We start from the raw sequence: 23,923 nt of genomic DNA on the forward strand, positions 1-23,923 counted from the left end.
TACATTTATCTTCGTAATTCAAGTGAGCCATTGAGTTTCGTGTAAGGATGTTTGCCGTCTATTTCTATAATGAAGAAATAAGTTCCTTCGGGTAATTTTCCAGCACCTAATTTGGTTAGTTTGTTTGCTTGACCGCGAAACGCTCTGTCCTTATTATTATAACCTTCCACATAAAATACCATATCTCCCCAACGATTGAAAATGGAAACGCGATTGTTAGGATATTGTTCTATGGCTTCGATTTCCCAAACGTCATTGATACCATCTCCGTTAGGAGAAAATCCTTGTTTGAAATGACGGTCTTTCGCTATGGTTGTGAAGCTCTCTTCGGAGCATTCCATTGCATCACCCCAGCGATTAAAAGGGGTAATACGCACATAAATCGTACGTCCTGCGGGCAAGTCATTGGCAAATTGATATGAGGTATTGTTTTGACCATTAATAATTTGGTTTTCTACGATTTCGCTTCCTCCCGCCGATGTTCCTACCGAAATTCGATAGCCATCAGCACCTTCAACCATTTCCCATTGTAATTCAGTGTTAACAGGAACCAAACGACTATGGTTGTAAGGATTTACAAGGCGTGTGCATTGCAATGGGTTTCTTAAAATATTTACGTTATGAGAACTTTTGCAACCATTGGGCAGTTCGTAAGTTACTAAAACACTACCTTGTAATATTCCTGTGATAATGACTTCATTATCATTTGGAGAGATGGTTGCCAATGATGAATTTGAAATAGACCAAATTCCCATCTTTTTGTTGGCTTTTAAGGTAATTGTATTGCCAATAATTACATCAGATTCTCCTGTAATATTCACATTTTCAATAATAACAGAAATTTCTACCTTTTCGCTTTCACAATCGTTTTGTGTTTGTGTAACGAAATATTCTCCTGATTGTAAATCGGTTGTACCTTCCAATACAATATTTGAAGCGTTATACCATTTTAGGTTTTTACCCGTTGCTTCCAAGTCAGACACTTTTGCATTGTTGCAGAAAGTTTGTTGTCTTTCAACTGTTGGGGGATTAGTTTTATTAACAGTAACAGTAACTTCCAATTTTTCGCTTTCGCAATTATTCAGCGTTTGCGTAACGAAATATTCTCCTGATTGTAAAATAGTTGTGTCGTTTAATAGATTATCCGAAGTATCGTACCATTTTAAGTCTTTACCTGTTGCTTTTAAGTCAGATACTTTTGCGTTGTTGCAGAAAGTTTGTTGATTATCAGCTGTTGGGGGATTAGTTTTATTAACAGTAACAGCAACTTTCAACTTTTCGCTTTCGCAACCATTTTGTGTCTGCGTAACGAAATATTTTCCTGATTGTAAAACGGTTGTTAGGTTTAATAAATCACCCAAAGCATTGTACCATTTTAGGTTTTCACCTGAGGCTTTCAAGTCAGAGACTTTTGCGTTGTTACAGAAAGTTTGTTGGGTATTAGCTGTTGGCATTGGTGTTTTATTGACTGTAACAGCAACTTTCAACTTTTCACTTTCGCAATTGTTTTGTGTTTGCGTAACGAAATATTCTCCTGATTGTAAATCGGTTGTTGAACTTAATTCCATACCCGAAGCATCGTACCATTTCAGATCATTACCCGTTGCTTCCAAGTCAGACACTTTTGCACTGTTGCAGAAAGTTTGTTGCCTTTCAACTGTTGGTATTGGCGTTTTATTAACAGTAACTTTAACTTCCAATTTTTCGCTTTCGCAACCATTTTGTGTTTGCGTAACAAAATATTCTCCTGATTGTAAATCGGTTGTATTTTCCAATACATTATTTGAGGCATCGTACCATTTTAGGTTTTCGCCTGTGGCTTTTAAGTTAGACACTTTTGCACTGTTGCAGAAAGTTTGTTGATTATCAGCTGTTGGCATTGGTGTTTTATTAACAGTAACTGTAACTTCCAATTTTTCGCTTTCGCAACCATTTTGTGTTTGCGTAACGAAATATTCCCCTGACTGTAAATCGGTTGTTAAACTTAATTCCATACCCGAAGTATTGTACCATTTCAGACCATCACCCGTTGCTTTCAAGTCAGACACTTTTGCACTGTTGCAGAAAGTTTGTTGCCTTTCAACTGTTGGCATTGATGTTTGATTAACCGTAACAGAAACTTCTACCTTTTCGCTTTCGCAATCGTTTTGTGTCTGCGTAACAAAATATTTTCCTGATTGTAAATCGGTTGTATTTTCCAATACATTATTTGAGGCATCGTACCATTTTAGGTTTTCGCCCACTGCTTTTAAGTCAGACACTTTTGCACTGTTGCAGAAAGTTTGTTGCTTTTCAGCCGCTGGGGGTGTTGTTTCAAAAATTTGTAAACTTACGATGTTTGAAGTTTCTTTGTGTCCGCAATTTCCTTCTACAATTACTTGATATTTGTAGTTGTTTATTTCGTTTGATGTTTTAACAGTTAAATTATTTGATGTTACTCCGCTGTATGTCGCATCATTATTCAGATTTACAAATCCATTATTATCGTTTTTATCAACTTGCCATTGATATTTTGTAACGCTTTCGCCTGCAATGTTTATTGTTATGGTTTTTCCAGTACAAGCCCTAACAATAGCGTTTGGTTGGGTTGTTATTATAGGAGCAATACATTCTGATTCAAATGCTCCCAGATCAATATTTGCTCCTATGATTCTCCGCTCTCCAACCAAATCTTCATCTCCGTATTCGGGTAAAAAATAAGAGTTATCTCCGCCATTAACTGCCTGATTGTCTGCCTGAGGTTTCAAGTCAAAATTACTGCCTAATGGAGATAAATCGGATTTGATACTTCCCTTCACATTTTTTTGTTCATTATCACCAACAACACCAAATCCCGAAACGTACCTTCCTCTTGAATCATAATTTCCTATTTCTTTGACATAACTATTATAGTAAAAAACCTTATTTTGTCCCTCTTGAAAACCTGAAATAGAAGGACTTAAATTGGTTACGTCACTGCTTTCTCCCCCACTGGATGTGTTACCGTAGATGATACTATTGTAAAAGTTTATGGTAACTTTATTTCTGTTAGATACAGCTCCACCGATTTTATGCCGATTCGCGTGATTATTTGCAATGGTAACATTTACGAAGTTAACGGTATTGAAGCACCGTAAGGCTCCTGCTTCAGCCCCATAGTTATCAGTAATCAGTGAGTTGTGTATTGTGACACCACTGCTAATACCAGAAAGGTACATAGCTGCTCCTGTAATTCCTTTATTTTTATCAATCCAAATATTCCCTATCTTTGGTGAAGAAGAAAAAACAGCAACACCAGCGCCATAATCGGCTTTATTTCTGTTTATTTTTAGATTTTTTAACTCTAATGATGCTCCGTTGATATATATACCAGCTCCATAACCTTCTATTTTGTCGGAGTTTCGTGAGTTATGCCCTCCCACAATGTTAAATCCATCTAAAACGGCATTTCCTACATCGCCTTGTGCATATACCACCCGAAAGGCATTTTCATCATTGTTAAAAAATTTTAAGGAAGCACCTGCTCCACTGGTATTGTCATTATTGTTGAAATCGCCACTTAAAACCGTTTGATTGGATAACCAAAGACGCTGCTCAATATTGGTTTCATTACCTGCAAATCCTCCGTAAAGTTTTACGTTTTTGACCATCTTAAAGGTATTTTCCCTATTCTTATTATTAGAGCCGTCTCCCGCTATCGTATATCTCGGATGATATTTCCCTTTGGCAATCCATATTTGCAAAGGCTTGTTTTCCCAACGGTTTTTGTGTTGATCCGCCCAATGAAGAACGTATGCCAAATCAGGATATGCATTTTCCCAAGAAGAACCATCATTAGTACCTTTTGCTCCTTGTTTCACATAAATAATGTTTTCTGAGGAAGGATTTAAATTCTGTGAAATGATATTGCCGTAAAAAAATAAAAATAGAGTTAGAAGTATTATACGCTTCATATTTTGTTTATTTAGAGTCAGTAACTATTTTTTTGTAAAACTATTCAAAACCGATAATTTATTGTTGAGTAAATAAATTTTTATGATTTTAAGATGGTAAAATTCAAAAAGGGTCGCAAAATTAATAAAAAAAAGTATTTCTCTCCAAAAGAAAAATCATTAGTTTTTACAAGAAAGATATGAAAATTTTTCAATAATGTCTTTCTTTGGGTTTGGTAAAATTTAGTTTGGATTTTTTAAAGCGTTGCTATACGAGGAGTTACACACGATATATATTTCTCATCAGATGCGGAAAATATTTCACAAATAAAACCATTTTTTTTATTTTTTATAACACAATCGAAAAATTAAGAAGATGAACAACAAATATCAAGTGCTGACTGCTAAATTATTGAAAAAGCCCCAAGCAGTTCGGCACTGCTTGGGGCTTTTTCAGATTTTTAAATTATGAGTAAAGTTGCTACTTAGCACTTATTTTATCTTTGTATATACTCCACCAGCTATCTGGGTCTTTATATTTAACTTCACTACCCGCGGGAACATAAATATGTTCTAACGGATTACTAATTTCATCATTGTCTGAGAATAGATAATACTCTAAAGCGATAGGTTCAGATGAATTTAAAGTGATCGTTCTTAGTGAATTACAATTTCTAAATACGTAATCCCACATTTTTGTTACCGAAGCTGGAATGGTAATTTCAGTCAGTTTGTTACAACTATTGAATGCCGTATCGTAAATCGTTGTAAGTCCCTCCATTAAGGTTACATTTGTTAGTTCAGAACATCCAGAAAACATATTGGCGCTTAGCACTTTAACTCCTGAGGGAATGGTAATTTCAGTCAGTGCTTTACAATCTGCAAAGGCAGCATCTCCAATTTGCGTAACTGTATTAGGTAAAACGATGTTTCTTAACTTAATACATCCATTAAAAACTAAATCGCCTATTGCGGTCAATTCATTAGAAAATGTGATAGTTTCCAAACTGTTACATTTTCCAAAAAGCCTATCTGGAAAGGTTTTTACTCCGTTAGGCACAGCTATCGAAGTAAGGGCGTTACACTCCAAAAAGGCAGAGTCTCCTAATTCGGTTAGTGCATCTGGAAGAGTTATCGAAACAAGCCCTCGGCAACTATGGAAAGCTCCATCGCCTATTGAAGTAACTCCTTCTGGAACTGCGATATTTGTTAAAGCGACACAAGATTCAAATGCACTTTCTCCAATGGTTTTTAAGCCTTCGGGAAGTACTATTGATGCCAGACTGGTTTTTGTAGAAAAGGCTCTTCTACCTATGTTAGTAACCTGACTTAAAATGGGGTCAGACTGCATATCTACCTCAGTAACACCATCATTAAGCCATCGAACAAGAGTAGTACCATCGGTACTCAATTCGTATTGGTCTTCTGGGACTTTTACGAAAACCTTAACTGCCACGGTAAGCTCTTTTGAGGTCTTGGTGTCGGTAACAGTAACGGTTACTTGCCCTTTGGCAAGGGGAGTGAGCGTGATTTCGCTTCCGCTTACAGCTACGGTAAGTATTTGTTCATCACTGGAAACGGACTTATAAGTACCACTTCCAGATTTTGCTGTAACCGTAGCGGTTTCTCCCACAGCTACGGAAACTTCTGTTTTGTCCAACACAAATGCGGTAACGGTTACCTTTACGGTAGCTTTTTTGTCTTTGCTATCGGTGATGGTAAGGGTGCTTTCTCCTGATTTTTGCCCTGTTACGGTAACGACATTATCTTTGATGGTTGCCGTAACATTATCATTATCAGCAGAAACCTTGTAAGGCACATTTCCAGAAGTGATTTTTACTTCTTTGGTTTCGCCTTCTAAAATGGCAAGTGTTTCGCCTTCAATTTTAAGTTCGTGAATTTTTGGGGGTTCTGGCTCTTTCCCCTTTTCGTCTTTGGTACAGGATACTGCCCCGAAAATAAAGAACATTACAGCATAAAGAATGGTTGCTTTTTTCATTATAAAATATTTAATTAAAATTTAACAGGGGCAAATATACTTATTTAAACTGAATAAATATAATGTTTTTTGTAAAAAATGTATGAAGAAGCAATATTTTTTTATCGTTTGTGCAAGTAAAATCGAGTTTATTTGCTGAATATATGTATTTTGACAACGCCCATAGTTTTCTTCACAGTAATTTACATAAAAAACATTTTCCCACTGCTTCCTTCAATCTGATTTGAGTAAAAAATATTTTCCCATTGCTTCCTTCAGTCTGATTTAAGTAAAAAATATTTTCCCATTGCTTTCTTCAGTTTGATTTAGGTAAAAAATATTTTCCCACTGCTTCCTTCAATCTGATTTGAGCAAAAAATATTTTCCCATTGCTTCTTTCAGTTTGATTTGAGCAAAAAATATTTTCCTATAGCTTCCTTCAATCTGATTTGAGTAAAAAATATTTTCTCATTGCTTCCTTCAGTTTGATTTGGGCAAAAAATATTTTCCCATTGCTTCCTTCAGTCTGATTTGAGCAAAAAATATTTTCCTATTGCTTCCTTCAGTCTGATTTGCCTTGTGGGAATTTTTTCTATGGATATAAAATATACTTTTTGAAGAAAGAAAAGGATGTTTTTTAACTTTCCAAATCCGTATATCCGGCATAAAACAAAAAATCTTAGCTTAAATTTTACTTTTAAACTAAGATTTTTCTTTTTAAGGATTGGGATTTTAAAGCGTTTCTTTAAGCCATCTGAAAAAGTTTCGCTGCCAGAACAACCCGTTTTGAGGTTTCAATACCCAGTGATTTTCATCGGGAAAGTAAAGTAATTCGCTTTTTATACCTCTAACTTGTGCGGCGGTGAAGGCTTGAAGTCCTTGCTCTTTCGGGACTCTGTAATCTTTTCCTCCGTGAATAATTAATATGGGAGTATCCCAATTTCTGACCAAATTAATAGGGTTGAAATCTCGGTACGATTTTTTTGCCGCTTCATTGTCTTTCTCCCAATATGCACCTCCGATTTCGTTGTTATTAAAAAATAATTCTTCCGTGGTGCCATACATACTTTGCAAATTGAAAACTCCGCAATGAGCTATGAATGTTTTGAAGCGTTTGTTGTGAATTCCGGCCAAGTAGAACACGGAATATCCGCCGTAACTTGCCCCAATTGCACCCAATCGGGAGGTATCTACATAACTTTCTTTTGAAATATCGTCAATGGCGGAAAGGTAATCTTTCATCACTTGTCCTCCCCAATCTTTACTGATTTGAGCATTCCATTCTACACCAAATCCAGGCATTCCGCGTCTGCTTGGGGCAATGACTATATAGCCTTGCGAAGCCATAAGCTGAAAATTCCATCGGAAGCTGTAAAATTGTGTAAGAGCCGATTGTGGTCCTCCTTGGCAATATAACAATGTGGGATATTTCTTTTCGGGATTGAAATCAGGAGGATAAATAACCCAAGCGAACATATCTTTCCCATCGGTTGTTTTTATAATTCTTTCTTTTACTTCACATTTTGCGATGGATTTGTACATATCATCATTAATATGAGAGAGTTGCACTACGTCAAAGAAAGTTTTTTTCTTTGATTTTTTTGACAGGTTGATGGTGTAAATTTCAGCTGCCCGATTCATATCAGTACGTGTTACCACCAATAAATCTCCTGCCTGACCTACAATTCCGTTAATGTCAAAATTCCCCTTTGTTAATTGTTTCGGCATAGGTTTTTCATCAAACGGATTTATCTCAAAAACTTGTTCCGTTCCGTCTGTTGCGGCAAGGAAGTAGATTTTCTTTCCGTCATTGCTCCAAATGTAACTAAAAACGGTATTGTCCCAATGTTCGGTAATGTTTTTTTTCTGTCCGTTTTGAAGGATAACCAAATCATTTTTATCAGCTTCATTGCCTTCTTCCTTCATACTGAGCCAAGCCAGAACTCCGTTTTTATTAAATGAAGGATGCGTGTCGTATCCCATCATTCCTTCGGTAATATTTATTGTCTTTCCGTTTTTTGTATCGTATTGATAAATATCTGTATTTGTACTCAAAACGTAATCGGTTCCTACTTTTGCTTTGGTAACATATAAAACCTTTGTTCCATCATTGTTCCAGATATAATCTTCACTTCCTCCGAAGGGTTCTTGTGGAGAATAATAAGGAAGATTTTCCATAATGTCCGTTTGTTTTCCATCTTCAATATTTTCAATAAAAACGTGATTGAAGGTTCCGTCCGTCCATTTGTCCCAATGACGATGGTCTAATGATTTGTAAAGTTGCCCGGTTGATTTTTCTAAATCCTGATAGAAGTCCTTTGCAAAAACAGAGTTGATTTTTACTGCTTTGTGAATTAGTTTTTTATCTCCCGAAGCATTTATTTTTTCGGTAACTTTTTTTGTTTCTTCTTCGGAAACGGGAATGGGAACGCCCCCTTTCACCGAAAGTTTATAAAACGATTTTCTGAAAGAATTATCTTCCATATTGGGTTTTGATACGCTGAAGAAAACATAATTTTTGTCAGAACTAAGTCCGATGGCTCCAATTCTGTTCAGTTCCCATAATTTTTCGGGAGTTAATGGTTGTTGTGCTGTAATAAAATTCGTAATCATTCCTGCAATTAGTGTAATAAATCCTTTCTTCATATAAGTTTGTTCTTTAATAATGGGGGTAAAGGTAGTAAATATTTGAAAAATGAAGTTTCTTCAGAAATAAAAAGCACGATATTTTTTTGATAAATGAATTTTAAAAACTATATTTGCAAACGATATTAAGGAATATTGTTGTCTTTCCAAATAATGTATGTTAGTCGGATGAAGAATGTAGTAATTACAGGTACCAGTAGGGGAATAGGTTTAGAACTGGCAAAACAGTTCGCCAATTTGGGGCATAAGGTACTAGCTTTATCAAGAAATGTACAACCACTGCAGGATTTTAATCATAAAAATATAGAGTTTTTCCCTTTTGATATAACATCAGAAGAGGATTTGGAGCAAGTTTCTTGTTTTTTATCTGAAAAATGGAAAAAAGTAGATGTTCTTATCAATAATGCGGGCAAATTAATTAATAAACCTTTTGAAAAACTTACTCGTGAGGATTTTTTTCAGGTTTATGACGTGAATATATTTGGAGTTGCACAACTTATACAGACTGTAATTCCGTTTATGGACAAAAACTCGCACGTGGTTACCATCAGCAGTATGGGAGGCATTCAAGGAAGTTTAAAGTTTGCCGGTTTGGCAGCTTATAGTTCGTCAAAAGGTGCCGTGATTACACTTTCCGAGCTTTTGGCTGAAGAATATAAAGAAAAAGGAATAGCTTTCAATGCGTTGGCTTTAGGTGCCGTACAAACGGAAATGCTTTCTGAGGCTTTTCCTGAGTATAAAGCCAATACAAGCCCTGAAAGTATGGCGAAATATATCGTTGATTTTGCCCTGAATGCAAATAAATTATTTAATGGGAAAGTAATTCAGGTTTCTAATTCAACACCGTGATAAATTAAAAGATAAAAAAGATAGAGTGAGAAATAAATGAAGTGAGAATTGAATGTAAGGAGGATTTGTGAAGAGAGATTATGTAGAATGATTAGCAGAGTTGAGGGAAAAATGAAGGAGAAATGCGTGAAAAGGGCTATTCCGAAAGGAATAGCCTTTTTTATCTGTATCTTCTTTCCAAAGGAATGACAAAACCGAAATTAACATTGGCGTTGAGGCTGTTTTTAGGAATATATTGTTCTGATAATCTCCCAAAAAATCGGTCTGAACCTATATAAAAATTAAATCGCGGTGTATAAAAGCTAATCATTCCGCCAAAAGTAACGCTATCGCTGGTAGCAGAAGCACTCAGTGAAGCCTCAAGCCAATCAATAGGGCGAATATTTCCACAAAACATCATCTGTGAAAAGCTATATATGTCGTTGAATCTGTGTGAAAATAACACGCCAAAATGTAGCTTATCGTAAGACGGAACCACATATTCCGCACCCAAATTTATCGTAGCAGGAAGCATCTTTCCTACGTTTTTCTTTCCGTCGTAATACAAAGAAAGCATCCGGGCAGTTTCAATTTTTAATCTGTTCATTTGGGCAGAAACGGTGGGCGTTTCCGTTGGATTGTAGTGAGAAAAATCCTTGAAGCCATCAAACATCCAATTCCCTTTTGACGACGCTAAATTTGCATTTTTCCACACCATATAACCTACATCGGTTAAAGAAGCGGACAAAGTAAGTTCTTCTACAAAAGGAGTTTTGTAAGTGAGTCCCATATCCAAGGCTATCCCTCTTCCGGGCAGACCAAAAGTGGGGTCGGACAGGTCATTTACTCTCGGTTTGCCGTTTAATGGTGCTTGATGTTGTAAGCCCGCATCGTCGCTATATCTGAGGTGCGAGTTAAGCACTGCCGTTGTAAGTTCGGTATCTCCGTCAATGTCCCAATAATTCCCCCCTGAAGAAATATTGAAATGATTCATCTTAAATTCTCCGTAACTTGCTCCGATTAAGACCTTTAATTTTGCCCCAACCGAAACCCTTCTGCTCAGTTTGCGGGAGTGTCCCAAAACTAATTCTGCGTATGTTTCCGATTTCATTCCTAATTTCTTGAAAGAATAGTTCTTTTTTGAGGCAGGCGATTTCATAAACACAAAAAGATGGTGCGGAAAAATTCCGTAGTTGTTGGAACGTAAATTAACCTCTACCAAATTCGTCCCGTTGAAGGCGTTGAAAGCTACCGAAAGCAGGTTGTAATTCAAATTGGCATTGATGGTTACATTGTTTTTTATCTTTTTAAGAAATTCCTTTGCGTCAACCGAAGGATGCAAGAACGTTACCAAATGACCATCTTGGTTTCCTTCAAGCGGATACAAAAACGTGGAATGTCCGTTCTTTCCTCGCGTGCCGATATTGATGTTTCCCATCAGAGGGACAGCAACATACGGCTTGTCAAGCAAGGCAGGATTCATTTGATGTCTGAAAGCAGATGTTTCCATAAAGTACGAAGAGCGTAGTTCCTGAGCAATGCTCCCCATCGCAGAAAAACTTAAGGCAAGTAATAAAATCTTTTTCATTAATAAGTCAATTAAATTTCCGGATACGATTTCCTTTTGGATTTTTATTTAGTGAAAATTTTCTGAAATAATAATTTTCCTTACAAATTAACCCCAAAAAACAAAAATGCCGCCGTAAAACAATTCTATTAAGCTGTTTTGTATGTATTTTGGGTTGTTTTGGGGCAAAACTATGAAAAAAGAACGGCTTTTTGCAAGCTTTTTTAGTTAAAATAAACGGAGTTAGTGAAGAAATATCTTAGCAAGCTGCATCTGCTAAAAGCAAAGTGATTATGAAAAATATTTTTGAATGTATATTTATTCAATATAAAACCAAAACTAATTGTTTTTATGATATAATATTATAATTTAAAAAATAAACAGACTGATATATTGAAAAATAAGCAGTAAATAAAAGCTATTATAATAAATTTATCAGATAAATGTATTTTTTATGAATGAATTATCTTTAGAAATATCCTTTTTCAAGAATTTACAAAATGTATTCTGCTAAAAAAGTTTTGCAATCAAATCAATTAGTATTGTAAAGAGCATTCCCACTCCGATTAAAAAATTAAATCCGGTACTATAGAAAAAACCAATGATAGAACCTTTCATTGATTTGAAAGCTTTACTTGTATCTTGGCTGTCGTGTAGTAATTCTCCTATGAAAACCCCGACAAGCATTCCTATTAAAAATCCTAATGGAATTGGAATAAAAAAGCCGATGAGCATTCCTACAATGCCTCCTGCACTTCCCCAATTTGTCCCTCCGTATTTTTTATTTAATTGTACAGGAATAATATATTCCAGCACCAATGAAACTATAGTTAAAATAGAAAATATCCAAAGATATATATTTGGCAATTCAGCTCCATTTCCAAAGAACTTATAAGCAAACAATCCGGCTAAACATAAAACTAAACCGGGTAACATAGGGATAATCGTTCCTAAAATTCCTACAATGATTACTAAAATACTTAGTATTGTTACTATGATTTCCATTTTTTTAAATTTTAAAATTTTACCTTACAAATATACTAAAAAATAATCTGAAATACAAAACGATATTATAGCATATTTTTAATCAAATTTATAGTAAAAAGGTAATATAATTCTTCCAAATAGATTTTATTCCTATTAAAATATCATCTGAAAAGCTGTTTTTAATATTAAAACAATGAAAAATATCTTTTTTGAAGCTGTATTTATAGTTAATTCTATGAAAAATATGGTCTAAAGATTCATTTTTTAATTGAAAATATATAAAAATATGATGTCAAAACCTTCTATGAAATTCAGAGAAAGAATTATATCACATTAAAAGCTATTTTTTAAAGCATTTCAATAAAAAATATCAGAAAGAAATTCTCAAAAATATTTTTTTCAGTTTGGAAGAAAAAGAAATTAGTATCTGATAAAAAATATTCTTATAAAAATTGTTTTTGAATATAAAATTTTATATTTTTGGCAAATAAAAATAAAAGCAAATTGCTATGATTAATCGTACAGACCTTCGGAAAGTTCGCCAAATGGAGTATTTCCAAGTAATGGCAACCATAAAACGCTTCTTGGAAGCAGAGAATTTAACCGAGTTAGGACTTGAAAGCCTCAAACCTGACTTTGATACAGCACTTGATGAGTTGGATAAGGCTCTGAAAGGAATGAAAAAAAGTGAATACACTGAAGTAATTTCAGAACTTGACCATAAACGCGATATGTTTCTGGTTGGTTTCATTGAGCAATGCAATCTGTATTTGGATTTTCCGGTTGAAGAGGTGGCACAAGCTGCCAAAAAGATTTTACCGGTGATTGAAAAGTACGGAAAAAATCCGCAAACGTGTCCGTTACAGGAAGAAACGGGAATTATCGTGAATCTTTTGCAAGATTTAGAAACTTCCGATTTGAAACAAGCTGTTGAAAAAATGCGGGCTAAGGAATGGATTGACGCACTTCGTGATACCAATGATAAATTTATCGTTGCCTATGAGCGTCGCATAGAAGAACAGGGTGGAAGTGAGACCGGTAAGGCTAAAGAAAAACGTGAAGAAATGCAAAAAGTATTCGTAAAGTTATGCAAACGAATCAATGCACTTTCAGAAATTAACGGTGTGGCAACGTATAAGAATATTATCAACAATATTAACGAGACGGTTAAAAAAGCCTTAAGCTGAAAAAACGAAAGCAATCCGTTTTAGAACTAAAATAACTAAAATCAAAATGCGATGCGAATAGGAACACGCCTTACCGTGCTGTTATATAAAAATAATACGTATCAGCGAGCAATTGAAATTAGTACAAATAAGTATCGGCTTGATGATGGTATCGGATATAGCTTTTGGGACATCAATCAGTTAGATAAGGAAGAAGATATGAAAAGATATCAACTCACAGAGGAAGAATATGAGGCTGTGCAGTTTGAATATTTTTGGTTGGAAGACTTGCTTGTCAGAATTAATGATTATCATTTTGAAATGGATTATTCCAAAGTTACTGCCAAAGGGCTTTCAAAACCAAGCAAGTTAAAAGAACTTTTGGAAAGAATATATCTGATTGAAAGAGAACACATACAGGAAGATTTTTCCGCTTTAAGTAGTAAAATACGAAGCCATAGGCAAGATTTAACTCAGATAAAAGTTTATATGGGAGGGATTCCTAAGGCAGAAACGTCCAATTTCAATGAAGTACTTTCGGCAATGGATGATATCGAGCGGAAATATATCGGGCATTATGATAAAATGAGCTTTATCAACCTGCTTGGAATTTTAACAGGAACGCTTATGGATATTACCGATGATTATGATATTAAAATCATTATGTTTGCAGGATAAAACAACAAGAAATTATTTTATTTCCTTTTAAAAAGATGCTGTATAAATGTTTTAATATATAAAATCATCAAAAAATATTCTTTAAAGATGGCTGAAAAAATTTAGTTATCATATTTTTGTAATAGTTATTTAATTTGAAATGATTTAGTGTTTTTGGGGATAGAGGCGGTCTGCAATAGAAATTTTCGTTCATAATATATATATATTAATTTTATGCCTCTATCCCTTTTTTTAAAATATAAAAAGAAAGAATTTTTCTTTAAAAATAAATGATTTTTTTTGGGGGTAGAGAAAACACCATTAGGTTAAATTTTTTTTTTCGTATGCAATACACTTTTGTTATTCTCTATCCCTTTTTTTAAAATATAAAAAGAGAGAATTTTTCTCTAAAAATAAATTATGTTTTTTTGGGGATAGAGAAAACACGTTTAGATTAAACTTTTTTTCATAGTAAGGATATGTTTTTTATTATTCTCTATCCCCTTTTTTACTGTTTAGGATAGGAGGGAAGTGCTTATTTAATTTTACATAATTTCATTTTTAATGGTTTTTTTTGCCCTCCTATCTTTATTATGTCTGTTTTGGTAATAAAATAAGCTATTTTTATTATAAAAGAATAGAAAATACAATGTTAATAAGCATATTTTAATCAAATTATGTGTATTATATCCTCAAAACGATGCCGAATAAAATCATTTCCGATAGTTTTTGCCATATTTTTCAGTGTATTGAATTATGCTCAGGCAATTGACGTGATGACTTTCAACATTCGTCTTGATAATGCAGGCGATAAGGAAAATTCTTGGACGCAAGGCAATCGGAAAGAACGTGTGGCGAGATTCCTTAAGGCTGAAAAACCTGCCATTTTAGGCGTTCAGGAAGCGTTACATCATCAAGTAGAATTTTTAGAAGATGTTTTTGCCGATTATCAGCGTGTGGGAGTCGGCAGAGACGACGGAAAGCAAGGAGGGGAGCATATGGCTGTTTTCTTTGATAAGAAAAGATTCAAATTACTTGATAGCGGTCAGTTTTGGCTTTCGCAAACTCCCGAAATACCGTCAAAAGGCTGGGACGGAACGTGCTGCAACCGCATTACAACTTGGCTGAAATTACAGGAAGGCAATAAGGTATTCTTTGTATTCAACACACATTTTGACCACGAAGGAAAGGTGGCTCAGCGTGAAAGTGCGTATTTAATTCTGTCTAAAATAAAGGAAATTACAGCTGACTTAAAAGCCAATGTGATACTTATGGGCGACTTTAATGTTCCTCCACAACACGAAGGGATTGTTGCCATCAAAAAACAGCTTAAAGATACTTACAAATCGTATAAAAATATTCCTAAAGGCACATTTACGGCGTTTAAACTGGATGAAGAACCTAAGCAACGTATTGATTTCATTTTCATTTCTGAAGGATTGCGGGCAAAAAACTATAAAATTATAGACAAAAAAATTGACGGATTATATCCGTCAGACCATTTTCCCGTGAAAGTAACCATTGAGCTTCCTAATCGGAAGGATTGATAATTTTTAGCTTTCGTCTGTCAGCATCAATCCATTGAAATTCAAGTGTTGTATAGTGTTCAGGCAGGTAGGTGCTTACACGTTCTGCCCACTCGATGAAGCACCACGCTCCGGAGTATAGATATTCTTCAAAACCAATGTCAAAGGCTTCTTCCTCACGTTCAATACGATAAAAATCAAAGTGATATACGGTGTTATCATCACTTTCATAATGATTTACCAACCCGAAAGTAGGGCTTGCGACAACATCGTTAATTCCAAGAGCTTTTACTAAGGATTTGATAAGCGTAGTTTTTCCCATTCCCATACTTCCTTCAAAAATGACTATCTTAGATGAAAGCAGAGGGATTATCTGTTGGGCTATTTTGTCTATTTCGGATAAAGAATATGTTATTTCCATATAAAAATAATTGTTTTAGAATTTTTTTCAGGCTGAAAAGTTGATATTTTAATCATATTTTATTCTGATTGGTGTTGTTTTGATGTTATTTTAGTCGGTTTTAATCTTCATCGGGGTTTGTATTCCATATTTCCCACGCTTTTTCGGCTTGTAGTTCTAACATTTTTCGCCCGTTGATGATAGTTGCGTTCTTTTTTTCGCCTTTTTGCAGAAAAATTGTCTTCTCCGGATTGTAAATTAGGTCGTAAAGCAAATGTTCTGAGGTCAAAAACTGATAAGGAATGGGAGGGAAGTCTTCCACATTAGGGAAAGTTCCTAAAGGCGTACAATTAATGATGATTTTGTACTTGCCGATAATTTGCGGGGACAAATCTGCGTATGAAAATTGCCCCATTTTCGGGTTTCTGGACACAAACCGAAAAGAAATTCCCAACATTTTCAGTGCGTACGCCACAGCATTGGACGCTCCGCCTGTGCCTAAAATCAGGGCTTTAGTGTGTTGTTGTTCCAAAAAAGGCTTTAACGATTCGCTAAACCCGAAATGGTCGGTGTTGTATCCCACCAATCCTTTTTTGGTGATTTTAATGGTGTTTACCGCCCCAATTTGTTCCGAAATGGGGTCTAACTTTGCCAACATCGAGATGATTTCTTTTTTGTAGGGAATGGTTACGTTCATTCCTTGTATGTTTGGATTTTCCTGCAGTTTTTGAGGCAGCTCTCCAATGCAATTCAAATCAAAATTGACATATTCTGCATCTGAAATATGTTCTTTTTTAAATTTTTCTGCAAAATAAGCCCTCGAGAAAGAGTATGAAATATTTTTTCCGACCAGAGCAAACAAACGTTTCATAATATTTATTTTTTAATAAGCCTGATATATCACCAATTCGGAAAGATTATAACTTAAAAATGAGACTATTTTAAGTATTTTTAAAACAATCTCATTTCAATGATGTTATCAATGTTCCTTATGGGTTTGTTTTCAATTTTCCTGCCCATTTTTCAAGTCCGTATAACAAGAAGAAACCAACCAAAGCCATTACAATAGCCAGAATTACTTGCGGATTTCCGTCGTACGAACTGGGAAGGATACTTTTTTCCAATAACGGAATTACTTTTCCGTGGGCATCTATTTTGGTTGAGATGACCTGTTTCCAAGGCCATACTTTATTGAGCGAACCAACGATGAATGCCGTTAGGGAAGCAATGGTCAAGTTCCGATGATGCTCAAAAAGCCATTTCAATATTTTGGAAAAACTCAACAACCCGAAAACGGCTCCCGCCGCAATTATTGTCAATACTTTAATATTTTTTTCATCAACAGCAGTAAGAACTGTGTCATAAGCACCCAAAAGCACCAAAATGAAGGCTCCGGAAATCCCCGGAAGAATCATTGCACAAATAGCCAAAGCTCCGGCAAAGAATAAGAAGATTAATCCGTCGTGGCTTCCTAAAGGAGGTAAAGTTGTTATTCCGTAAGCTGCTGCAAACGAAATAATCATAACCAGAATTGTTGCCAAACTCCATTTTTCTACACTTTTTGCTAAAAATAAAATGCAAGCCACCATCAGCCCGAAAAAGAAAGACCATACCGAAATGGGTTCGTTAGCCAGCAACCATTTGATTCCCTTTGCCAACGAGAAAACACTGATTCCGATTCCTAAAAATAGTGCAAGAAAAAAACTCCCGTTGATATGTTTCCAAAAGGGGATGAAACCTTCTTTTTTCAGGATTTTTAAAGCACCTAAATTTATTTTGCTGATTGAATCAATAAGTTCTTCATAAATTCCGGAAATGAATGCTATCGTTCCTCCGGAAACACCCGGAACCACATCGGCGGCACCCATTGCCATCCCTTTTAAGGAAATTAAAATATAATCAAAAAAATTTCTTTGCATCTTTTTTATGTTTAACATTGCGTGCAAATGTACATAAAATAATTATAAAGCCCAAAAGCTTTTTTTAACTAATAAATATCTTATTTTCAGCATAAAATGAATATCTTTACAGAATGCAAATTTGAAGTTGTTTTGTGTGAAAATGGCTGTAAAAAAGGTGTTTAGTTCTTTAGTTTTTCAGACCTTATGAAAAATTATTTTATAATCAGTGTGATAGACATCAAAAAAATTGCTTTATTTGCAAAAAAATAAAAGAGAAAATGACTTTAATTCGTGAGAAATTAACACTTCCTAATAACGGTAAAAAACTATTACTGCATTCTTGTTGTGCCCCCTGCTCGGGAGAAGTAATGGAGGCTATCCAAGCTTCAGGTATTGAGTTTACAATATTTTTTTACAATCCGAATATTCATCCTTTAAAAGAATACGAGATTCGAAAAGAAGAAAATATTCGTTTTGCCGAGAAATGTAACATTCCTATCATTGATGCTGATTATGATGTAGATAACTGGTATGAACGTGCCAAAGGAATGGAAATGGAACCCGAAAGAGGTATCCGCTGTACGATGTGCTTTGATATGCGTTTTGACCGTACGGCTTTATATGCTTATGAAAATGGTTTTGATACGATTACAAGTTCGTTGGGCATTTCACGTTGGAAGAATTTTGACCAAATCAACGACTGTGGCATTCGTGCTGCCGAAAAGTACGAGGGCATAACATACTGGACGCACAACTGGCGAAAAAAAGGAGGTTCAGCCCGAATGCTCGAAATCAGTAAACGTGAAAAATTCTATATGCAGGAATATTGTGGCTGTGCCTATTCACTTCGTGATACTAACAAATGGCGACTTGAAAACGGACGGGAACGCATCAAAATAGGAGAAAAATACTACGGTGTTGATGATTAATCAAAATATTTCTGTTTTATGAGCAAGTCCGAATTAAAAAGAGTCATAGCTGATTTTGAAAATGGTAAGTTTCCTGTTGAGGAAGCATTGAATAAAATTCAAAAAATCACAGAAAAGAGGATTGATTCATATACTTTGGAAAACTATTGGCGTTTAGCTTCTTTAGATGATTTTTGTGATGAATTACTTAGCCAACCTATTGAAAATTGGCAAGAAATAACGGATGGTCAAGCTTTAGAGTTAATTCAAGAAATTATTGAAAATATTGAAAACGATGCAGTTCTTCGGAGAAATTCCGAAGTATTGGAAAAAAGATACGGCAAAGAAGAAGGATTTGTTGAAGATTTAATTTTTAATTTGGACATTAATATTTCAGAAGAAATTTTGAGTAAATTAAAAGAAAACACGATTTTATACCTATGACAGAAGTTATGACAGAACATTTTTTAACAACTGAACAAATTCTTGAAGGTCAAATCTTATTGATTGACAAACCTTTACATTGGTCTTCGTTTCAGGCTGTTAACAAAATAAAATGGTCTATCATCAAAAATTACAAACTCAAAAAGGTTAAAATCGGGCACGCCGGAACTTTAGACCCGTTGGCTTCGGGCTTGCTTGTCATTTGTACGGGAAAATTTACCAAGAAAATCACTGAGTTTCAGGAAGCATTAAAAACATATACGGGAACTATTCGGTTGGGAGCAACAACGCCTTCCTTTGATTTGGAAACAGAAATAGAACAAACCTTTCCCGTTGAGCATATTACACCTGAATTCATAGAGCAAGTCCGACAGAAATTCATAGGTGAAATCGAGCAAACACCGCCCGTTTTTTCGGCAATAAAAAGAGAAGGAAAAAGACTGTATGAATTGGCTCGTGAGGGAGAAGAAATGATAGAAGTTCCTAAGCGAATCGTTCAAATAGAGCAATTTAACATTGATATTAGCAACTTCCCCAATATACATTTTGAGGTAGTTTGCAGTAAAGGAACTTACATTCGTTCTTTGGCGAATGATTTTGGAAAAGCTTTGCAAAGCGGTGCTCATTTAACTGCTTTGAGACGTACGAAGATTGGTGATTTTTCTGTTGAAAATGCCCTTTCTCCTGACGATTTTGTAGAACAAAATATCTTAAATTATAGAAAAAACTAAGATGAAAACCATCAATGACCTTTATGAAGACAGACACAAGCCTTATGAAGTAAAGGTTGAAGAGAAAAAAACTGTAAATCAGCTTTTTGAAGAAAAAGTCAAAGGGAAAGAGACTTTAAATGAGAAAAGACCGCAATCCGGCAAAAAAGTTGTCTTTTTTGAAAAAAAACGCAAAAAAACAAGCGGTTTTCGCTATGAAATGGAATATTTTCTCTCTTTATTTTCAGATTCGGACAAGTCAATAACAGTAACGTTGTTTATTATGTTTTGCTTGGTAATTTCGCTCCTTGTAATACAACTTCAGAACAAGGAAAAAGAAATTATGATTGAAATGAGCCATATTTCCGAGCTTCCGGAAGAGGTTAAAGAAGAAGAGCCTAAAAAACTGGAAGAATCCACAGAAACTCCAAGTAATACAAAGGTAACTTTAAACGCTTATAATGAATCGGATATGGATTTGCAACATTCCGAAGATGCTCATAAAAGTCTTGATGAAATTCTTGCAGAACGCGAAATGATGGAAGCTAACGAAGAGTTGCTAACTTCTAATGCTCCTAAAACTGACCTCATTTTACCTACAAACATAAAAGTTGAAGAGAAAAACTTGACTAAAAATGAGGATGTTGTCAATAAAAATGCTTTGGTGAAATATGCCTTGGCTGACAGAACTTTACGAGAAGAATTACCAAATCCTATTTTTACTTGTGAAAGATATGGTAAAGTGGTGATTATCATTAAAGTAAACGATTCAGGAAACGTAATTGAGGCAACAATTGATAAGGTAAACTCCACAACTTCAGATGGTTGCCTTATTGATAATTCTTTGTTGTACGCTCAGCAAGCTCGGTTTAACATTGTACAAGGAAGAGGTGTGCAAGTAGGAACGATTACGTATTCTTTTCAACAAAAAAGATAAATTTTTAATATGAAAGCTGTTTTTTTGTCATTCATTTTCTGTTTTTTATTAATTTCTTGTAATGGAGTAGGAACACAGAAAAAAGAGAAATTTTCCATAGAAATCAATCCCAAAAGCAGAGAATATCAATTGAATGATGTTCTTGATTTTGATGTGTCTAAAAATAATTTTGGAGAAGGAATTTCTTCTGTAGCATACCGAATTAATGGAAAGGAAATCACCAAAATCAACGGAAAATATCAACTTAAAAACATAAAATTAGGCAAGCAGTTTTTGGAAGCTGAAATAACAACGCAAAGTGGAAAAACGCATAAAATCCAAAAAGAGATAATGATTTTAGCGAATCAGCCGCCTAAAATTTATACTTATAAAATCATAAATACATATTCTCACGATAAAAAATCATATACGCAAGGTTTTGAATTTCTGGGAGATACAATCCTTGAGAGTACAGGTCAATACAGAAAATCTTCTTTAAAAAAATGGAATGTTTTCACAGGCGAGACTTATAAAAATATTAACTTAAATCCACAATATTTTGGTGAAGGAGTAACTGCTTTTAATGGAAAAATAATTCAATTGACGTGGCAAGAAAATACAGGACTAATATATGACTCTGATTTAAAGCAAATAGGAAGTTTTAAATACGGGAAAAGTAAAGAAGGCTGGGGAATTTGTCACGATGGAAAAAAAATTTACAAAAGTGATGGTTCAGAAAAGATATGGATTTTAAATTCAGAAACCTTTGAGGAAGAGGATTTTATACAACTTTGTACAGACAAATCACTTTTTTCTAATGCTAATGAACTTGAATGGGTTGAGGGAAAAATTTATGCAAACACCTATCAAAAAGATGGCATTATGATAATTAATCCTGAAAATGGGGCAATTGAGGGAATAATTGACGTACGTGGATTAAAAGAAAAAGTAGAACAAATTGATGAATTGGATGTTTTAAACGGAATAGCATATCATTCTGGTCGTAAAACATTTTTTATTACAGGAAAAAATTGGAGTTCTGTTTTTGAGGTCGTTTTCATTGAAAAATAATTAATTTTTAGCGAAAATTATTAACGCTTTAATTGGCATTGGAATATAAATTTTTTTACGGTTACTGATATTAATTTGCATTAAAATACGCTCAATATATGAAATGGTCGTTAGATTCAGAAGAGGAAAATAAAGCAATCGCAAGGGAATATAAAGAACTATTAAGTATTAGTTATCAGACCCTTACAGAGGAAGATAAAAAACTTATTCGTTTGGCATTTGATACGGCGGTTGATGCCCATAAAGACCAACGCAGAAAAAGTGGAGAGCCTTATATTTTTCATCCGATTGCCGTTGCGAAAATAGTCGCTTCCCAAATAGGGTTGGATGCTGTTTCTATTGCGGCAGCACTATTACACGATGTGGTGGAAGATACTGACTACACCGTGGAGGATATGGAACGCCTTTTCGGGAAAACCGTAGCTCACATTGTGGAAGGACTTACAAAAATTTCGCATCTTAGTCGTGAAAACGATATTTCTTTGCAAGCCGAAAATTTCAGAAAGCTGCTTCTGACAATGAACGATGATGTACGTGTGATTATTATCAAAATTGCCGACAGACTGCATAATATGCAAACGATGGATTCAATGGCAGAACACAAACAAGCCAAAATAGCTTCCGAAACACTGTATATTTATGCTCCGTTGGCTCATCGTATTGGTCTTTACAATATTAAAACTGAATTAGAAGATTTAGGCTTAAAGTACACGGATTCAGAATATTATTATAGTATTCTTGGTAAAATGGAAGAATCTAAGGAAGAGCAAAAATCTTACATTGAGTCTTTTACCAAAATTATAGAATCTTCACTCAATAACCAAAAGATAGATTATCGCATTAAAGGTCGTCCAAAATCTATTTATTCGATTTATAAAAAGATGGAGGCTCAAAATGTTACTTTTGAAGAGATTTATGACAAATTTGCCATACGAATTATCTACAAAAGTTCTCCTGAGGAAGAAAAATTTTTAGCGTGGAAGATATATTCTATTGTAACAGACCATTTTCGTCCCAATCCTACACGTTTACGAGATTGGATATCTTCCCCTAAATCAACTGGTTATGAAGCATTGCATATTACCGTTATGGGACCTAAAGGGCGTTGGGTAGAAGTGCAAATCCGTAGTGAACGTATGCACGAAATTGCCGAAAAAGGTTATGCAGCACACTTTAAATACAAACACGGAAACCAAAAAGAAGCGGGTATTGAAGAGTGGCTCAATCGTTTACAGGAAGTTTTGGAAGGCAGCGAAGGCAATGCGGTTGATTTTGTAGAGGATTTCAAACTGAATTTGTACGCTAAGGAAATCTTTGTTTTTACGCCTAATGGGGAAATAAAATCGTTGCCAAAGGGTGCAACTCCTCTGGATTTTGCTTTTTATATCCATACGGGTGTGGGAATGAAAACACGTGGAGCAAAGGTAAATAACAAGCTCGTTCCGTTAAGCCACGTGTTAAGAAGTGGCGACCAAGTGGAAATTATCACAGCAGAAAATGCAAAACCAAATAAAAACTGGCTAAATTATGCAACAACCGCCAAAGCTCGAAATAAAATAAAATCGGCTTTGAAGGAAGAAGTTAAAATTGTTGCTTCCGAAGGAAAAGAGCTGTTAATGAGAAAGTTAAAACAGCTCAAAATAATTCTTACGGAAGATGTTGTGAATGAATTGGTTAGTCATTTCAAGACAAAAACAAGCTTAGATGTTTTCTATCAGGTAGGTACAGGCGAAATTACTAACCAGATGTTGCGTGATTTTGCTTCAAAAAGAAGTTCGTTTTTTAACTTTTTTAAAAGCAAAATTACCACAAGCAAAAAGCCAACTGAGGAGATCGTTCACACTCCGAACGAGCATTATGACAGTATTGTTTTCGGTAAGGAAGAAGAATCGTTGGATTATACCTTTGCTAAATGTTGTAACCCAATTCCCGGAGATTCTATTTTTGGTTTTATTACTATAAATGAGGGAATTAAGGTTCATAAAAAGAACTGCCCCAATGCCATTTCAATGCAATCGAATTATGCTTATAGGATTATGCCTGCTAAGTGGGTAAAATCGGAAGAGCAAGAATTTAAAGTTGCCGTTCGCATTAGTGGGTTAGACCGCGATGGTTTGGTGGGAGATATTTCACGGGTAATTTCTGAAAATAAATTTGTGAAATTGACCAATATTAATATTGATACAGAAGGAAATATGTTTAGCGGAAAAGTCTCAATTACAGTTAATAACAACGCCACTTTGAAAAAATTGATGCAAGATTTGAAAATTTTGAAAGGAGTGGACAAAGTGAGTCGTTTATAATTTT

At 34.8% G+C, this 23,923-nt stretch carries 18 protein-coding genes; 10 read left to right on the forward strand and 8 right to left on the reverse strand.

The genetic code is table 11. The annotated features are described in order from the left end of the window. Positions 1-5: 5 nt before the first annotated feature. The 3 genes from GN105_RS10550 to GN105_RS10560 all read right to left on the reverse strand — a co-directional run bounded on the left by GN105_RS10550 (position 6) and on the right by GN105_RS10560 (position 8,535). Positions 6-3,932 (reverse strand): T9SS type B sorting domain-containing protein, encoded by a 3,927-nt coding sequence (locus GN105_RS10550; protein WP_155285367.1) that lies wholly within the window; start codon positions 3,930-3,932, stop codon positions 6-8. Positions 3,933-4,392: 460 nt separating this feature from the next. Next, positions 4,393-5,910, reverse strand: a complete 1,518-nt coding sequence (locus tag GN105_RS10555) for a leucine-rich repeat domain-containing protein (RefSeq protein WP_155285368.1) — start codon at positions 5,908-5,910, stop codon at positions 4,393-4,395. A 711-nt stretch (positions 5,911-6,621) separates the two neighbouring features. Further along, complete coding sequence (locus GN105_RS10560; protein WP_155285369.1) at positions 6,622-8,535, reverse strand: S9 family peptidase; 1,914 nt, start codon at positions 8,533-8,535, stop codon at positions 6,622-6,624. 168 nt (positions 8,536-8,703) lie between these two features. On the opposite strand from GN105_RS10560, the gene GN105_RS10565 reads away from it, so the two are divergent. Next, the gene (locus GN105_RS10565; RefSeq protein ID WP_155285604.1) at positions 8,704-9,384 is read left to right on the forward strand and encodes an SDR family NAD(P)-dependent oxidoreductase; all 681 of its coding nucleotides are present in this window, start codon (positions 8,704-8,706) and stop codon (positions 9,382-9,384) included. A gap of 160 nt (positions 9,385-9,544) precedes the next feature. Here GN105_RS10565 and GN105_RS10570 read toward each other — a convergent pair whose 3' ends face one another. Both GN105_RS10570 and GN105_RS10575 read right to left on the reverse strand, forming a co-directional pair. Further along, positions 9,545-10,951, reverse strand: coding sequence for a DUF5723 family protein (locus GN105_RS10570; RefSeq protein ID WP_155285370.1), 1,407 nt, complete (start codon positions 10,949-10,951; stop codon positions 9,545-9,547). Positions 10,952-11,440: 489 nt separating this feature from the next. After that, entirely contained in the window at positions 11,441-11,935 is a 495-nt protein-coding gene (locus GN105_RS10575) for a DUF456 domain-containing protein (RefSeq protein ID WP_155285371.1), read from the reverse strand. Between the two features lie 491 nt (positions 11,936-12,426). Between GN105_RS10575 and GN105_RS10580 the strand changes: the two genes are divergently transcribed. The 3 genes from GN105_RS10580 to GN105_RS10590 all read left to right on the forward strand — a co-directional run bounded on the left by GN105_RS10580 (position 12,427) and on the right by GN105_RS10590 (position 15,287). Further along, the gene (locus GN105_RS10580) at positions 12,427-13,104 is read left to right on the forward strand and encodes a DUF6261 family protein (RefSeq protein WP_155285372.1); all 678 of its coding nucleotides are present in this window, start codon (positions 12,427-12,429) and stop codon (positions 13,102-13,104) included. 51 nt (positions 13,105-13,155) lie between these two features. Continuing rightward, on the forward strand, positions 13,156-13,761 hold the full coding sequence (locus GN105_RS10585; RefSeq protein ID WP_155285373.1) for a hypothetical protein: 606 nt from the start codon (positions 13,156-13,158) through the stop codon (positions 13,759-13,761). Between the two features lie 656 nt (positions 13,762-14,417). Next, on the forward strand, positions 14,418-15,287 hold the full coding sequence (locus GN105_RS10590) for an endonuclease/exonuclease/phosphatase family protein (protein ID WP_155285374.1): 870 nt from the start codon (positions 14,418-14,420) through the stop codon (positions 15,285-15,287). On the opposite strand, the gene tsaE is transcribed toward GN105_RS10590, so the two are convergent. The 3 genes from tsaE to GN105_RS10605 form a co-directional block, all read right to left on the reverse strand. Next, positions 15,271-15,687, reverse strand: coding sequence for a tRNA (adenosine(37)-N6)-threonylcarbamoyltransferase complex ATPase subunit type 1 TsaE (tsaE, locus tag GN105_RS10595; RefSeq protein WP_155285375.1), 417 nt, complete (start codon positions 15,685-15,687; stop codon positions 15,271-15,273). The two genes, GN105_RS10590 and tsaE, sit on opposite strands and share 17 nt — an antisense overlap. 100 nt (positions 15,688-15,787) lie before the next feature. Continuing rightward, positions 15,788-16,537, reverse strand: a complete 750-nt coding sequence (locus GN105_RS10600; RefSeq protein WP_155285376.1) for a shikimate dehydrogenase family protein — start codon at positions 16,535-16,537, stop codon at positions 15,788-15,790. Positions 16,538-16,655: 118 nt separating this feature from the next. Further along, the gene (locus GN105_RS10605) at positions 16,656-17,585 is read right to left on the reverse strand and encodes a polyprenyl-phosphate transporter (protein ID WP_155285377.1); all 930 of its coding nucleotides are present in this window, start codon (positions 17,583-17,585) and stop codon (positions 16,656-16,658) included. Between the two features lie 260 nt (positions 17,586-17,845). On the opposite strand from GN105_RS10605, the gene GN105_RS10610 reads away from it, so the two are divergent. The 6 genes from GN105_RS10610 to GN105_RS10635 all read left to right on the forward strand — a co-directional run bounded on the left by GN105_RS10610 (position 17,846) and on the right by GN105_RS10635 (position 23,919). Then, on the forward strand, positions 17,846-18,496 hold the full coding sequence (locus GN105_RS10610) for an epoxyqueuosine reductase QueH (protein WP_155285378.1): 651 nt from the start codon (positions 17,846-17,848) through the stop codon (positions 18,494-18,496). Between the two features lie 18 nt (positions 18,497-18,514). Further along, the gene (locus GN105_RS10615; RefSeq protein WP_155285379.1) at positions 18,515-18,919 is read left to right on the forward strand and encodes a hypothetical protein; all 405 of its coding nucleotides are present in this window, start codon (positions 18,515-18,517) and stop codon (positions 18,917-18,919) included. Next, positions 18,916-19,650 carry a tRNA pseudouridine(55) synthase TruB gene (gene truB / locus GN105_RS10620; protein WP_227977363.1) on the forward strand — a complete coding sequence of 245 codons (735 nt, stop codon included), beginning with the start codon at positions 18,916-18,918 and terminating at the stop codon, positions 19,648-19,650. The genes GN105_RS10615 and truB overlap by 4 nt, the downstream gene beginning before the upstream one ends. Position 19,651: 1 nt before the next feature. Continuing rightward, positions 19,652-20,566, forward strand: a complete 915-nt coding sequence (locus tag GN105_RS10625; protein ID WP_155285381.1) for an energy transducer TonB — start codon at positions 19,652-19,654, stop codon at positions 20,564-20,566. Positions 20,567-20,575: 9 nt separating this feature from the next. Next, positions 20,576-21,616 carry a glutaminyl-peptide cyclotransferase gene (locus tag GN105_RS10630; RefSeq protein WP_155285382.1) on the forward strand — a complete coding sequence of 347 codons (1,041 nt, stop codon included), beginning with the start codon at positions 20,576-20,578 and terminating at the stop codon, positions 21,614-21,616. A gap of 98 nt (positions 21,617-21,714) precedes the next feature. After that, entirely contained in the window at positions 21,715-23,919 is a 2,205-nt protein-coding gene (locus GN105_RS10635) for a RelA/SpoT family protein (protein WP_155285383.1), read from the forward strand. Positions 23,920-23,923: the final 4 nt, after the last annotated feature.

The sequence above is a fragment of the Capnocytophaga felis genome, from assembly GCF_009684755.1.
Taxonomy (GTDB): domain Bacteria; phylum Bacteroidota; class Bacteroidia; order Flavobacteriales; family Flavobacteriaceae; genus Capnocytophaga; species Capnocytophaga felis.

Excerpts from the sequence above, each read along its gene's own strand:
- GN105_RS10560 (WP_155285369.1), bottom strand. The coding sequence starts at position 8,535 with ATGAAGAAAGGATTTATTACACTAATTGCAGGAATGATTACGAATTTT.
- GN105_RS10580 (WP_155285372.1), top strand. The coding sequence starts at position 12,427 with ATGATTAATCGTACAGACCTTCGGAAAGTTCGCCAAATGGAGTATTTC.
- GN105_RS10555 (WP_155285368.1), bottom strand. The coding sequence starts at position 5,910 with ATGAAAAAAGCAACCATTCTTTATGCTGTAATGTTCTTTATTTTCGGG.
- GN105_RS10590 (WP_155285374.1), top strand. The coding sequence starts at position 14,418 with ATGTGTATTATATCCTCAAAACGATGCCGAATAAAATCATTTCCGATA.
- GN105_RS10550 (WP_155285367.1), bottom strand. The coding sequence starts at position 3,932 with ATGAAGCGTATAATACTTCTAACTCTATTTTTATTTTTTTACGGCAAT.
- GN105_RS10635 (WP_155285383.1), top strand. The coding sequence starts at position 21,715 with ATGAAATGGTCGTTAGATTCAGAAGAGGAAAATAAAGCAATCGCAAGG.
- GN105_RS10615 (WP_155285379.1), top strand. The coding sequence starts at position 18,515 with ATGAGCAAGTCCGAATTAAAAAGAGTCATAGCTGATTTTGAAAATGGT.
- GN105_RS10610 (WP_155285378.1), top strand. The coding sequence starts at position 17,846 with ATGACTTTAATTCGTGAGAAATTAACACTTCCTAATAACGGTAAAAAA.
- GN105_RS10565 (WP_155285604.1), top strand. The coding sequence starts at position 8,704 with ATGAAGAATGTAGTAATTACAGGTACCAGTAGGGGAATAGGTTTAGAA.
- GN105_RS10630 (WP_155285382.1), top strand. The coding sequence starts at position 20,576 with ATGAAAGCTGTTTTTTTGTCATTCATTTTCTGTTTTTTATTAATTTCT.
- GN105_RS10570 (WP_155285370.1), bottom strand. The coding sequence starts at position 10,951 with ATGAAAAAGATTTTATTACTTGCCTTAAGTTTTTCTGCGATGGGGAGC.
- tsaE (WP_155285375.1), bottom strand. The coding sequence starts at position 15,687 with ATGGAAATAACATATTCTTTATCCGAAATAGACAAAATAGCCCAACAG.
- GN105_RS10600 (WP_155285376.1), bottom strand. The coding sequence starts at position 16,537 with ATGAAACGTTTGTTTGCTCTGGTCGGAAAAAATATTTCATACTCTTTC.
- GN105_RS10605 (WP_155285377.1), bottom strand. The coding sequence starts at position 17,585 with ATGCAAAGAAATTTTTTTGATTATATTTTAATTTCCTTAAAAGGGATG.
- GN105_RS10585 (WP_155285373.1), top strand. The coding sequence starts at position 13,156 with ATGCGAATAGGAACACGCCTTACCGTGCTGTTATATAAAAATAATACG.
- GN105_RS10575 (WP_155285371.1), bottom strand. The coding sequence starts at position 11,935 with ATGGAAATCATAGTAACAATACTAAGTATTTTAGTAATCATTGTAGGA.
- GN105_RS10625 (WP_155285381.1), top strand. The coding sequence starts at position 19,652 with ATGAAAACCATCAATGACCTTTATGAAGACAGACACAAGCCTTATGAA.
- truB (WP_227977363.1), top strand. The coding sequence starts at position 18,916 with ATGACAGAAGTTATGACAGAACATTTTTTAACAACTGAACAAATTCTT.